This is a genomic window from Streptomyces sp. NPDC002513 (assembly GCF_053595355.1).
On the sequence record NZ_JBSFXK010000104.1, the window covers coordinates 1 to 11,898 of the forward strand.

The following is an 11,898-nucleotide window of genomic DNA, read 5'->3' on the forward strand; positions in this document are numbered from 1 at the left end:
CTTCCATGCACGCCGACCGGCCAGCAAGATCGTTCGAGGCATCCCCCGCCAGCCCCACCCACCGAACACTGTCCGGTTCACCACCACGCTCTCATTTGTGCCCGGTTCAGGCGCTGACCTGGGCGAACGGTCCGGGCACGGCTCCGTCGGGTTCGGCTGCTTTCCCCGTGATTCCCCGCTGTTCCCCGTCCGTTCTGGTGCGGTTGTGGTGCGCGCACTCGTCATCCATGCTCCGGGGTCACCTACCGCTTCTGCGCCCTGTAGCGCTTCATCAGCGCAGTGATCCGTGCGTGGTCTGCCTGGCCGTTGAGCTCGGCCACGAGATCGTCAGGACACAACTCGTAGAGATCGCCCCACCATCGACGTCCCCGGTTGTCCCAGATCCGGTAACCACCCGGCACGCCCCGGGCGACGTAGCGTCTCCTGCTCACGGTCCCCCGTTCCCGGCACAACCCCGTGCCGTCCTTCAGCGAGTCACCCCCGACGCGCGACCATACGCGGGCTGCGGCCAACCGGCGAGGCAGTATGCGGCTGCTGACCCACACGCTTTCCAACTGTGCTGGTGGGGTGTTGGGGTGTGTGCGGGGGCGTTCACCTGGGTTCATAGGCGATTGGCCACCGCTGCGGGGATGGCTGGGGAACCCGCCTGAACAACAGTGAATGGGGCTGAATGAGTCGAAAATTGAGACGCGCCGTCCCCTACGTCTCGTCCTCTTCCCATCGATGTGCCGCGGGTGCCTTCAGCCGCTGGATGGGCAATCGTCTGCCGACAGACGCGACGTCGGCTCTTCCCGTGTAGGCGCCTCTCGTTCCACGTCAACTCAAGCCTTGCGACATGCGCATGAGGGCGGTTCGAAGTTGTGAACTCGGCAAGTATGGTCTGCTGGAGCTTCCCCATCCTCGTGAGACTGCGTTAGCTTCGCCGTTTGCATGGGGGGCACAGCGAGCCGAGGGCTTCCAACAGCATCACCGGGATGACGAGGCGCCGTCTGCGGCGTCCCACCCATGCCTTCTCACCTTCATTAGGAGGAACGGGTGGCCCATCGCGCCCGCGTACGCGGCTCGATCGCCGTAGCCGCATCATTCACCCTGGTCTCAGGCCTCGCCGCGATCGCCGCACCGGCCGCCCAGGCGGCCAGCCCCACCGAGACCGTCATTCCCGCTGCTCTGGACTACCTTCCGAGCCTTGACGTATTGAACTCCGATGGTCCCGGCGGGTTCCTGCACCAGCAGAGCGGCAGCAACCCCGGGGCGGTCTGGACTGCTTACCAGGGCGGCCCGGACATCCCCGTAACGGGGACTCTCGCCGGACACCCCGGCGCGGGCGCGGATGTCGTGGCTACCGTGGACACGACCGGTATCGAACTCCACGACATGGACGCCGGTACCACGACGAGCATCCCCATCCCGGCCGGTCAGCATTACATGGGCACGTACGGATCGCACGTCGTGACGATGGTGCCAGGGTCCTCGGGCCAGCGGTTCGCCTCACTGCACATCCTCACGCCGGCCGGCGGCCAGGTCACCGACACCCAGATGACGGGCTGGCCCGCAGACGCGACCATCACCGGCGGCACGGGAGCGGGCGACGCCGACACGACGGTCGTGCACTACACCGACACCACGGGCGGACGGCTCGCCCTGGTAGACCTCAACACCGGCCAGATGACTCCGATATCCGGCACCGTGCCCGAGACAAACGTCTCCGTCCTCCTGACGGACAAATACATCGCCTGGTACTCGCAGCAGGACACCTCGGCCATCCACCTGGTACCGCGGCCCTCCCCCGGCGACCCGCAGACGACCGTCACCGTGCCCGCTGTCGCAGGCATGGTGGCCACCGAATTCGGCATCGCAGGCGACTGGCTCATAGCGATCCACAGCCCCTCCAGCACCAGCACCCCAACCTACGACCTGGGCGGACCGTTGACCGCCACACCCCTGACCGGCGGCGACACGCTCACCCTCCTCCCCCACGCCACCCCGGACCAGATCCGCACCGGACCGGGCGGCGTTCTGGTCACCGGCGGAGCGTCGGCCACCGACTGGGCAGCACGCAGGGTGACCCCCGGCCCCGATGGCACCCCCACCGTGACCGCAGTGGACTCCGACCCCGCGACGCCATCACCGATCGACGGACTCTCGCTTGCCGGCGGCACCCTGTTCACCGACGAACGCAGCAGCATGCCCGCCGTGAACGGCTTCACCCGCTCCATCACGCTGGGCACCACGCCCTCCTACGGTGCCCACACGACGTTCGGCCGGACCTGGGCACCCAGCAACTGCGACGCAGCGGCCACCTGCCGGCCGATCGGTACCGGTGACGGCCGCATCTCGCAGCTGTGGCGCTCCGACGGCGACAAGGTCACCGTTCAGCAAGGCGAGACCGGCTACTTCATCGAACCTTCCGCGACCGGCGGCACGCTCGTCGACGCCGACGGTCGCTATGTGGTCTACGACGGCGGCTCCACGCACAAGCAGTACATCGGCGACACCGATTCGACCAACCCCGGCCGCATACTGTTCAGCCGCCCGGCCACCGGGGCGGCGCTGTCGGGCTCCACGCTGTGGGAGGCCGGCCCGACCGCGGGCACCATCAGCCAGGTCGACCTCACCACGCAGAAGACCGTGCAGACCGTTGCCACCGGTGCCCCGTGCGTGCCAAGCGAACTGCAGGCCGCGGCCAGCCGGTGGGTCTACTGGTCCTGCGGGAACAACGCACCAGCCGGTGTGTGGGACCTCACCAGGGGCAAGGACATCCCCCTGCCTTCCGCAGGGCCCGCCCAGCTCGGCGACGGCTATCTCGTCGAACACGACGAGGCTGCCGGAAAACTGGTGCTCACCGACGTCCACACCGACACCGCGGTCACCAGCGACCTAGCCGATCTTCCGGCCGGACCGCTTACCGACGACCGCCGCATGACCTGGGCGGTGGACAAGTACCACGGCGGGATCGCCTACCTCGACGCGCACGAGAACATCCACATCGTCGACCCGCAGATTCCCGCATCCGCCCCCGCGCCGGCCGCCGGCAGCGCCATGCTGTCCGGACAGGTGCTCCCGTCGGGACACCATCTGAGCAGCAGCAGCGTGACGCTGGTGATGCAGACAGACGGCAACCTCGTCGCCTACCTCAAGACAGGCGGCAGCGGCACCGGCCAGGCCATCTGGTCCAGCAGGACCTCCGGACACCCCGGCGCGTACGCGATCATGCAGACCGACGGCAGCCTCGTCATTTACACGAGCGGCGGCGGCCCCGGCAAGGGCGGCGCCCTGTGGTCCACCAAGACCTCCGGTAACCCTGGCGCGCACACAGCCCTGCAGGACGACGGGAACCTCGTCGTCTACCGGGCCGGCAGCACCGCCTCCGGCGGTGTCCTGTGGTCCAGCGGCTCGTACGCACGCTCCCAGACCATCGCCTCCGGCCAGACCATGAAGGCCGGATGGTGGACACAGAGCCGATACACCCGACTGGTGATGCAGACCGACGGCAACCTGGTGATGTACCGCAAGCGCGACGGCGCCGCCATCTGGTCCAGCAGGACCTCCGGACACCCGGGGGCGTACGCGATCACGCAGACCGATGGGAACCTCGTCGTCTACGCAAGCAGCGGCGGCCCCGGCAAGGGCGGCGCCCTGTGGTCCACCAGAACCTACGGCAACCCCGGGGCGTACGCGGTGATGCAGGACGACGGCAACCTCGTCGTTTACAAACGCACTGGCGGCATCGGCAAGGGCGGCGCCCTCTGGGCCAGCAACACCACGCACAACGTCCCCTGACCCCTCTCGTACGCGTCACAGGGCGCCGACCCCAACCAGGGTCGACGCCCTACCCAAAAGGCCCCTCGTTAGAAGCCGTATCTCAACCGATCATGGAACGTGCGGGTCGAACAGGTTTCCCGCCGGGGTGATCTTCCCGTTGTGCGCGCATGAAGACAGGGCCCCTCGGTAGTTCGGGGATGCGAATCTAACCGAGCAATGCCGGGAGGCCCTGGTGTCGTTGTTGTACGCGTCCGAGCCCGTCCAGTCCAACTCGGCTGCTCCATCGTGTGATTGCCTCGCGCATGTGTACGGCAACGCGGCCGACCATCCGGACCGGGTACGCCGGTATCCGTCGGACATGACGGACGCGGAGTGGGCGGCCATCCGACCGTTGCTGCCGGTGCCGGCCTGGCTCCAGGGCCGGGGCGGGCAGCCCGAGGGCTACTGCCACCGCCAGCTGCTGGACGCGATCCGCTACCTGGTCGCGGGCGGCATCTCCTGGCGGGCGATGCCCGCGGACTTCCCCGACTGGGGCCGCGTCTACGCCTTCTTCCGCCGTTGGCGCGAGCACGGACTGATCGCCGAGTTCCACGACCGGCTGCGCGGGAAGGTCCGTGAGCGCGAGGGCCGCTGACCTGCGACCAAGGGCGCTGGAGCCCTGGAGCACCGCACCCTCGATCCCGAAAGATCTTCCTCCGGCAGGTGACCGCAGGCAAGGGCCGCGAGCACCTCACGAGGGCTCAGCCTGGGTTCGTTCGGATACGGCCTCGAACACGATGCGGTGCCGTCGACCGGAGTAAGCCGCGCCAGCGGGGCCGTGGCGACGAGTCGGAGCTGATCCCTTGCTCAGAGCTCTCAGCTTGGAAAGCGACGGCACTTGTGCCGCGAACCGGCTCCTGATCCGCCCCACCCGCTGTTGTGGCCCGACCTTCCCCGTGCTAGGTTGCGCCCCTTGATCGTGAAAGCTATGTGGGGGCCTTTCATGAAGCTGGCGCGATTCTCGCCGCCAACCGCCGTAGCGTTGCTCGTGGGACTGACGACTGTCATCGGTCCCGGCGCGGTCGACTCGTACGCGGCGTCGGACCTACCGCTGCCGATCGCGCACTTTTCGCACATGGTCGTGGACGCTCCGCACGGACACCTGTTCATCAGTGGCGGCGCCGGCACCGACGGCATTCTCGTCACCGACCTCGACGGCGGGAACCCGACGGTGATCAGTGGTGAGCCGGGTGCCACCGGTCTCGCCCTCTCCGACGACGGATCCGCGCTGTACGCGGCTCTTCCGGACCAGGACGCGATCGCGGCGATCAACACGGAGAACCTGACCGAGTCGGCTCGTTACGGCACGGGCGCGGGCACCCATCCGGACTCGCTGGCCGTCGCCGGGGGCACCCTCTGGTTCGGCTACGGCACAGCAGGCGTTGGCGGCATCGGATCCGTCGACGGAGCCGGTACGGTCAATTTGGCTCAGGATTCAGACAGTTGGGCAGGGTCGCCGCTGCTGGCGACGACCCCGACGCCCTCCGGCGTACTCGCGGCCGCCGTGCAGACGGGCGACACGTCCGCCTTCGTCACGTACCGGGCGGAGGGGGGTGCCCTGACCCGGCAGGCGGCGAAGGCGCTGCCCTTCCCCGACTTGGGCGACCTCGCGGTCACTGCGGACGGGCTGCACCTGGCGGTGTCGTCATCGCAGAATGCGAGCAACGGTCGGTACCGCACCTCGGATCTGGCGGTTGACGGATTCTTCGCCACGGCGGTGCCCGACAGGTCTGTCGCTGTGGCCCCGGACGGCACCGTAGCGGGCGGCGACGACGGGCTCAAGGCGTTTCCGGAGACGGGCGTGGGCTACTACAACGAGTACGAGTTCGGCTATCCGCTGAGCTCGGCCGCACACGGCGTTGCCTGGGCACCGGACGAGAGCCGGCTCTATGGCGTGGCCGTGGACGCCTCCGGGGGAACACCGACGCTCCACGTCGCTCGTACCCCGGAAATCGCGTCGGTCAGGCTCTACGGAAGCGCGACCGATCCGATCGCCCCCGGCGAGGCCTATTCGTTCCGGGCGGGGTTCGATTCGCCCCTCAGCCTCAGAGCCGGAGACTCCATAATTCCCGGCACTGTACGGATCACGCGCTACGACGACGCCGATCCGGACGGCGTGCTCATTCCAGACCCGACGACGACCCCGCCGAATGCGGCCGACTGGTTCGGCGTCTACCACGTCGCCGGCACTGCCCCCCTCACCGGCCCACTGAGCTTCCGCGTCGACTACTCCGGAAGCGGCCCCTACGGCCCGGCCGGCCGGACCTTCGACATCCCTGTAGCGAAGTACGCGCCCACCATGACGCTGACAGCTCCCTCCGCCGGCGACCGTGCCGCACCGCTGACCGTCACCGGTCACCTCACCTGGCCGCATGCGCATGTGACGACCGGCGCGGTCCACGTCGTCAAGACCGACCTGGCGCACCCCTCCGGCTACTCGGCGGGCACCGTGCCCGTCGCCGCCGACGGCAGCTTCGCCTTGCACGACACCCCGCAGGCCGGCGGCGCGAACAGTTACGCCTTCACCTACGACGGTGGCACCTCCTACCTCCCGGTCACGGCGTCGGCGAAGGTACAGGTATCCCGAGCCACTCCGACCCTGAGTGTGGCGACTGACGCGAAGTCGTACCACTCCGGCGCGACCGTCAAGGTCACCGCGCATCTGGGGACCACGTACAACTCCCGCTCCGTGACGCTGTACGACCAGCCCGCGGGCGCGTCGCGGACGCAGCTCAAGAGCGGCAAGGTCGACGCGCACGGGAACCTCGTCGCGTACTACAAGATCACCCGCAACACCGTCTTCAGCGCGGCCTTCGCGGGGGACTACCGCTATGCGCCGCGCACGGTGACCACCAGTGCGACCCTCACGCCGACGGTCCGGACGCAGATGCAGTGGCCGACGGGGACCACGCGCATCGGATCCACCACGTACCAGGTCTTCTACAAGTCCGAAGTCAACATGGGCTTCAACCTGCAGGTCACTCCCCATCAGTCCGGCGGCTGTATGTCGGTGTACGTCGAGCACCACTACTCGGGGGCTTGGCATCAGGTCACCTCGCAGAGTTGCGTGCCCTTGTACTCCGACGGCTGGTACGGCTACGGCCGGGCTCTGAAGCTCTTCGCGAGCAACGACCAGTACCGCATCCGCGGCCACTACACGCCGCCGGCAAAGAGCGCACAGACCGGCAGCGTGTGGAGCCAGTGGACCTACCTCACCGTCCGCCCCGGCAGCCCCTCATGAGGTCAGGCAGTGCGGAGACGGTTGGTGGCCGGCTCCGGTCTATGGCACCCGAGTAAAAGCAGTCCGGCCTCCCATGACCAAGCGACTGATCTTCACCGGACCGCGCGGCGGCCACGTACGGCGTACATCCTCGACGAGGAGACATGGAAGCGGGCACTCGCCAAGGCTGGGTTGACCCCCGAGAGGAAGCCGGTCGAGTCGACCGCCCCAGCCATAGAGGGTTTCTCCGTACGTCCTGCCCGCGGCCGCGAGCGCGCCGCCGTGCGCGGGCCTTGAACCAGTAGAGAAGGTTGCAACTCAGCGACCGGCAGCACTCGTGATCATGGACTGGTCGGAGCTAGATGGACTGGTCGGAGCTAGAAGGGTGGCTCTTCGCCGTAGCCCTCGATGCGGCTGGAGCCTGCGAGCCACGGAGAGCTGTCCGTCGATGGGTCGGTGTCGCAGAAGAGGAAGGGATTCCGCTGGCCTTCCAGGCCTGAGGAGTCCTCGCCCCATGCGTCGAGTGCATCGATGGCCCGTTCACGGTGCTGCCAGAGCTCGCTGGTCCCGAGCACCTCGCGGAGCAGTGGTACCAGCGTTGCTCGGCAGGGCAGCAACTCGGAGTCGTCCAGGAGCGGGATGCATGCTGCGATCGCGGCTTCGCGTACATGGCGGTCGGCGTCATCGACGTATGCGAAAGCGGCTGAGAACAGCAGCGGCCGGATCTGGCGTATGGCTACGGCGGGCGGATAGTCGTTGAGAGGAAACCCATGCCGCTGGCGCATGGCATCGGCCGCATCGGTCACCTCGCTGGCGACCGAGCCGATCCAGGTTAGTAGTTCGGCCCGCATGCAGCCGGGGAAGTCACGGCGGTTCTTGTCGACCGGAAACGTCGTTCTCGGGTCGGCCAGGATTGCGGCCACATACAGCACCGCCGGGACTGTTGCCTCGTAGATCGTGTTCTGGTGGTGCAGGATGCCGTGAACGTCGCCAAGCGCCTTCGTCCTCACGGTCCGATCTGCGGCCAGCAGCGCCATCAGCATCTTGGGCGCGTCCGTGGCCGGCCCATAGGCGTGACTCAGTCCCGCCCACTTGGTTTGGGCGAGTGTCCATTGCGGATCGGGTAGATCAGCGGGGGCAGGGGACACGTGGTCGTCTCTCATACGATTCGCCACAGGGGCGCCGTGTACCGCTCCGGGCGGTTGCTGGTCAGTAGCCGGCGGAGATCGTCACGTTGTACGCCACTGAGGTTCAGCACCTCGGTCAGGTGGCGGAATGTTGTGTCACTGACTCCGCGGCCTCGGGCTTTGTTCTCGAACTCATCGAGCTGGGACAGCACGGTGCCGCGATCGAGCGACACGGCCGGCTGGTCCTTAAGGGGGGCCAGTAGTAATCGCCGCAGAAACAACGGATATCGCTGACCTGGGGCGATGTCTGGAGTGGCTGCTGGTCAGCGGCGGCGGGCGGCCGGGTCCTGGGCCGCGACGTGCCGGGCGACTGCGTCGACGCCGGGGCGGGCGTACCGTTCCAGCGAAAGGACGGAGGCGTGGCGGGAGCGGGCCAGCAGCATCGGCGCGCTGGTGCCGCTCTCCGCGTCGTGGGTGAGTGCGCTGTGCCGCCAGCGGTGCGGCATCGTCGCAGGTCAGCGATATCCGTTGTTTTTGCGGCCGTTGCTACGACGCCCCCCTGGCCAGCGCATTTCGTCGGTGCCCCGAGATGTAGTCCTCCCCGCCGACGCGGGGGTGGCCCGAGGCGGAAGCCGCCCGATCGGCGGCGGATGGTGGGGCGGGGTCGGCATCCTGAGGACCCGCCCCCCGGCGTCGCCGGCGGGCGGCTGGATCGTTGACCGGGATGAGGCGCCGGGCCGGGGAGGGCCCGGCCGACGGCGAGGAGGGGTGCTGTGGCGCGTTCGTTGGGTGTGTCGCTGGCCGAGGCGCGCTCGCGACGCCTACGACGGCACGCGCATCCAGATCCGCCCTTCGGAGGATAGGCGTGTGAGGCCCCGCACCGGCACGATGCGGGGCCTCGTCTGCCTGCCGGATTCAGCAGGGTTGGGTGACGTTCACGCTGGCACAGCGGTCACGTGGCCGGGTTCAGCTTCATCCCAAAGTGCCCCAGAATGTCTGGAGCTTCGGTCCACAGGATGTAGTTGAACGCCATGTCGCCCTCTGTCCCGTAGGAGTAGCAGCAGGGGTCGAGGCCGGCGGAGACGATGCCGCGGGCCTGCCGGGTGCTGCCGCTGACACTGAAGACCATGGCTCCGCTGTCACCGTGGGCGTTAGCCCAGGGGTTGCCCGGAAGGCGGGTGCCCTCTACTCCTCGGACGTTGTGGGTGCCCGTCCAGTCAGTGATCGAGTAGGTGATGTCCTGGTTGGTGACCTGAATGCCGCAGACGGTGCCCTGCTGCATGAAGAACGAAGCGTCACCGTCCTGGCAGACCATGTCCCCGTTGTAGGAGTAGGCGTCGCTGGTGACGGGGTGCCAGGTCGTGCTGTCGCTTTCGTCGCTGTTGTTGTTCGAGCCGGAGATGGTTTCCGCATCCCACGCTGTGCTCACACTGGCGACAGTGCCGACAGAATTCCCCAACGTGCCAGTCAGCCCGTCGTAGTAGTCGCCCATGGTGGGCGTGGAGCCACCCCCCGTATAGACGGGGTCGTTGGTGCTGAAGCAGTGACCGGCCGTGATCATGAACGGCGTGTTGTCACTGGTGCGTACCGCTGGCAGGCCCGCTGAGCAGTAATAGCTGCCGTCAGTGAGCTGATCACCGCCGATGTACGGCGAGCTATCGTGCCACTTCGTGTCCGCCCAGCTAGTGGTTGACGCCGCCTGGCCCTTGGAAATGGTGACGGTCACGCCAGAGACGGTGGCGGTGTTCGAGCTGGCCAGCTGCGCGGAAGCCGTGCGAGCCGCGCTGGCCAGGGCAGTGCCCGGCTTGTCCACGCTGACCTGCAGGCCGCTACCGTCCGCCGCAACGGCGGCTGTGTAGATTTTGTAGGGCAACTGGTGCTTGGCCTCCTGCGCGAGCAGGTGGTCCCGCGCAGCGTGCAGGGCCCGCAGCGTGTACCGGGCGGGGTGCACGGCAATCCGCGTGGCGTCGATGTGCTTGTTGATGTGCTTGGCCGCCTTGACGAAGCCGGCCTCCCTGGATGGGTTGGTGAGGTAGACGTCGACCCGTCCATCAGGGGCGTCGATCTGGAGGCTGGAGTAGGTGTCGGCCTCGGTGGTCTTGCCGACGTGGTCCACTGCGGCTGCGATAGCCCGCAACGGATCCAGTATTCGGCCCTGCGCTTCTGGGCTGAGCGCGGCGATCTGCGCCAGCGTCAGTTTGGTCGGTTTTGCAGGCTGGGCGGTCGCCGTTTGCGGCACCGCAACCGCCGCGAGTGCAAGCACAGCGGCCCCGACTCCAGCTATGGACGTGAGCGGTCTGCCCACAATCACCCCTTGTAACGATCAACCCGCGTGACCAGAACAGCCCGTGCCACAACTAGCCGCGAGACACGAATTGTTGATCACCTGACGGCGTCACCAAAACAGGTCCGCGCAGCCCGTGCGAACGAGTTTCCGAATCCTTTGTGTCCAGATGGGGCCGGTGTGACGTGTCATCAGGCTGACTGCCGAAGCGCATCACAGCTTCGCCCCCTCTGCTGTGACGGAGGGGGCGAAGCAGGAGTGAGGGTCAACGCGAGGAAGGATGCGAAGAGGTCACCACCAAGGAAGCAGGCACGGGTCGGCCAGTGGACCCGTCAATGAGCCTGCGTCCGTTCAGTGGCCGCGCCAGTGTTGTCTGGACGGGTACAAGAGCCACATTGGCCGCACAGCCCTGGCCGGGCTTCTCCCGGGTGACGACCTTGATGGTCACGGTCACCGTTTCAGCGCCCTCTCGGGTCGAAAGACCGGGAGTCTGGCAGCCGCCTCCCAGTGCCTTGACGGACAGAACGCGCCCGTCTTGGCTGACGGAAATCGGACGTGCGGACGAGAAGGGCTGCGTACCACTCCGGACGATCGGAGCCGTTGGGAGGCCGCTCTGTCCGACGACCTGTGTCGCTTTGCCACACGCGCCCAGCATGGTGGAGGCGGCAGCCGCGAGAAGCACGGTGACGGTTCGTCTCTTCATACTCTTGAGACGGTCACCACCCTGACGTGGTTCCCGGTGGCATCAAGCGCACAGCGGCGGCCGACCTCTCAGCCCGATCGCCGCGCAGGGATGTTCCTCGGGCGGGAATTCACGTACGACAGCCAGCGCCAACCCGAGCGAGGTGAGCGCGGGCAGGTCGCCGTCTGGGCTCGCCACCTACTCGGCCGTGTGCTCGTGTAGCTGCCGCTACCAGACAAATAGCTCTGTGTAGCCGATCTGGGGGTTGGCTGTCCCGGGTTCGAGCGTTTTCGCCCGCACCCTGATGTGCGCGCGTCACCTCGGTCGCGTTCGGTGGGACTGAGAAGGGGTCGAAGCGTGCGTCAGGACTGGGAGCCGGAGGACCTGATCGAGGTCTGGACGTTGCTCGAAGACGACATGGGACGGCTGCGGAACAAGTCCGGGGCGAACCGGCTGGGCTTCGCGATGCTGCTGAAGTTCTTCGAGCTGGAGGGCAGGTTCCCCCAGTTCGTGGAGGAGTTCCCGCAGGCCGCGGTCGACTACGTGGCCGACGTGGTGAAGGTGCCGGCGGAGGACTTGGCGAAGTACGGGGCATGACCCAGATAGGGGTATGAAACTGGCGACCTCGCGTATTCGGCTGTCGCGTATTCCTTAATCAGTGAGGGTCTTTAGTCACTGTGTGTGTCCACCGGAGCGAATGGGGACCGGCTCTTTCGAACCTCTGCGGTGAGGCGGGCGGTCAGGCCGCCGGCCGGATCCGGTCGCCGGTTGCGTGGCGCAGTGC

The 11,898-nt window shown here is 67.4% G+C and carries 8 protein-coding genes and 2 pseudogenes; 5 read left to right on the forward strand and 5 right to left on the reverse strand.

What is annotated here, in order from left to right:
- Positions 1 to 242: 242 nt before the first annotated feature.
- Entirely contained in the window at positions 243 to 431 is a 189-nt protein-coding gene (locus tag ACWD5Q_RS34150; RefSeq protein ID WP_079077019.1) for a hypothetical protein, read from the reverse strand.
- 604 nt (positions 432 to 1,035) lie between these two features.
- On the opposite strand from ACWD5Q_RS34150, the gene ACWD5Q_RS34155 reads away from it, so the two are divergent.
- The 4 genes and pseudogenes from ACWD5Q_RS34155 to ACWD5Q_RS34170 form a co-directional block, all read left to right on the forward strand.
- Positions 1,036 to 3,780 (forward strand): hypothetical protein, encoded by a 2,745-nt coding sequence (locus ACWD5Q_RS34155; RefSeq protein ID WP_451430961.1) that lies wholly within the window; start codon positions 1,036 to 1,038, stop codon positions 3,778 to 3,780.
- Positions 3,781 to 4,120: 340 nt separating this feature from the next.
- Positions 4,121 to 4,393: pseudogene (locus ACWD5Q_RS34160) on the forward strand (transposase); the annotation flags it as partial.
- Between the two features lie 396 nt (positions 4,394 to 4,789).
- Positions 4,790 to 7,042, forward strand: coding sequence for a hypothetical protein (locus ACWD5Q_RS34165; RefSeq protein ID WP_451430962.1), 2,253 nt, complete (start codon positions 4,790 to 4,792; stop codon positions 7,040 to 7,042).
- A gap of 67 nt (positions 7,043 to 7,109) precedes the next feature.
- Positions 7,110 to 7,261 (forward strand): annotated as a pseudogene (locus ACWD5Q_RS34170) (site-specific integrase); the annotation flags it as partial.
- Between the two features lie 137 nt (positions 7,262 to 7,398).
- On the opposite strand, the gene ACWD5Q_RS34175 reads toward ACWD5Q_RS34170, so the two are convergent.
- From ACWD5Q_RS34175 to ACWD5Q_RS34190, 4 genes are all read right to left on the reverse strand, one after another.
- A complete protein-coding gene (locus tag ACWD5Q_RS34175; protein WP_451430963.1) occupies positions 7,399 to 8,064 on the reverse strand; it encodes a hypothetical protein in 666 nt (221 codons plus the stop codon).
- A 116-nt stretch (positions 8,065 to 8,180) separates the two neighbouring features.
- The gene (locus tag ACWD5Q_RS34180; protein WP_451430964.1) at positions 8,181 to 8,381 is read right to left on the reverse strand and encodes a hypothetical protein; all 201 of its coding nucleotides are present in this window, start codon (positions 8,379 to 8,381) and stop codon (positions 8,181 to 8,183) included.
- A 90-nt stretch (positions 8,382 to 8,471) separates the two neighbouring features.
- Positions 8,472 to 8,654: a PmrA gene (locus tag ACWD5Q_RS34185; protein ID WP_451430965.1), complete on the reverse strand. Its 183-nt coding sequence runs from the start codon at positions 8,652 to 8,654 to the stop codon at positions 8,472 to 8,474.
- A gap of 446 nt (positions 8,655 to 9,100) precedes the next feature.
- Complete coding sequence (locus ACWD5Q_RS34190) at positions 9,101 to 10,411, reverse strand: peptidase (RefSeq protein ID WP_451430966.1); 1,311 nt, start codon at positions 10,409 to 10,411, stop codon at positions 9,101 to 9,103.
- Between the two features lie 1,060 nt (positions 10,412 to 11,471).
- Here ACWD5Q_RS34190 and ACWD5Q_RS34195 point away from each other — a divergent pair.
- Complete coding sequence (locus ACWD5Q_RS34195; RefSeq protein ID WP_451430967.1) at positions 11,472 to 11,711, forward strand: DUF4158 domain-containing protein; 240 nt, start codon at positions 11,472 to 11,474, stop codon at positions 11,709 to 11,711.
- The last annotated feature ends 187 nt before the right edge of the window (positions 11,712 to 11,898 follow it).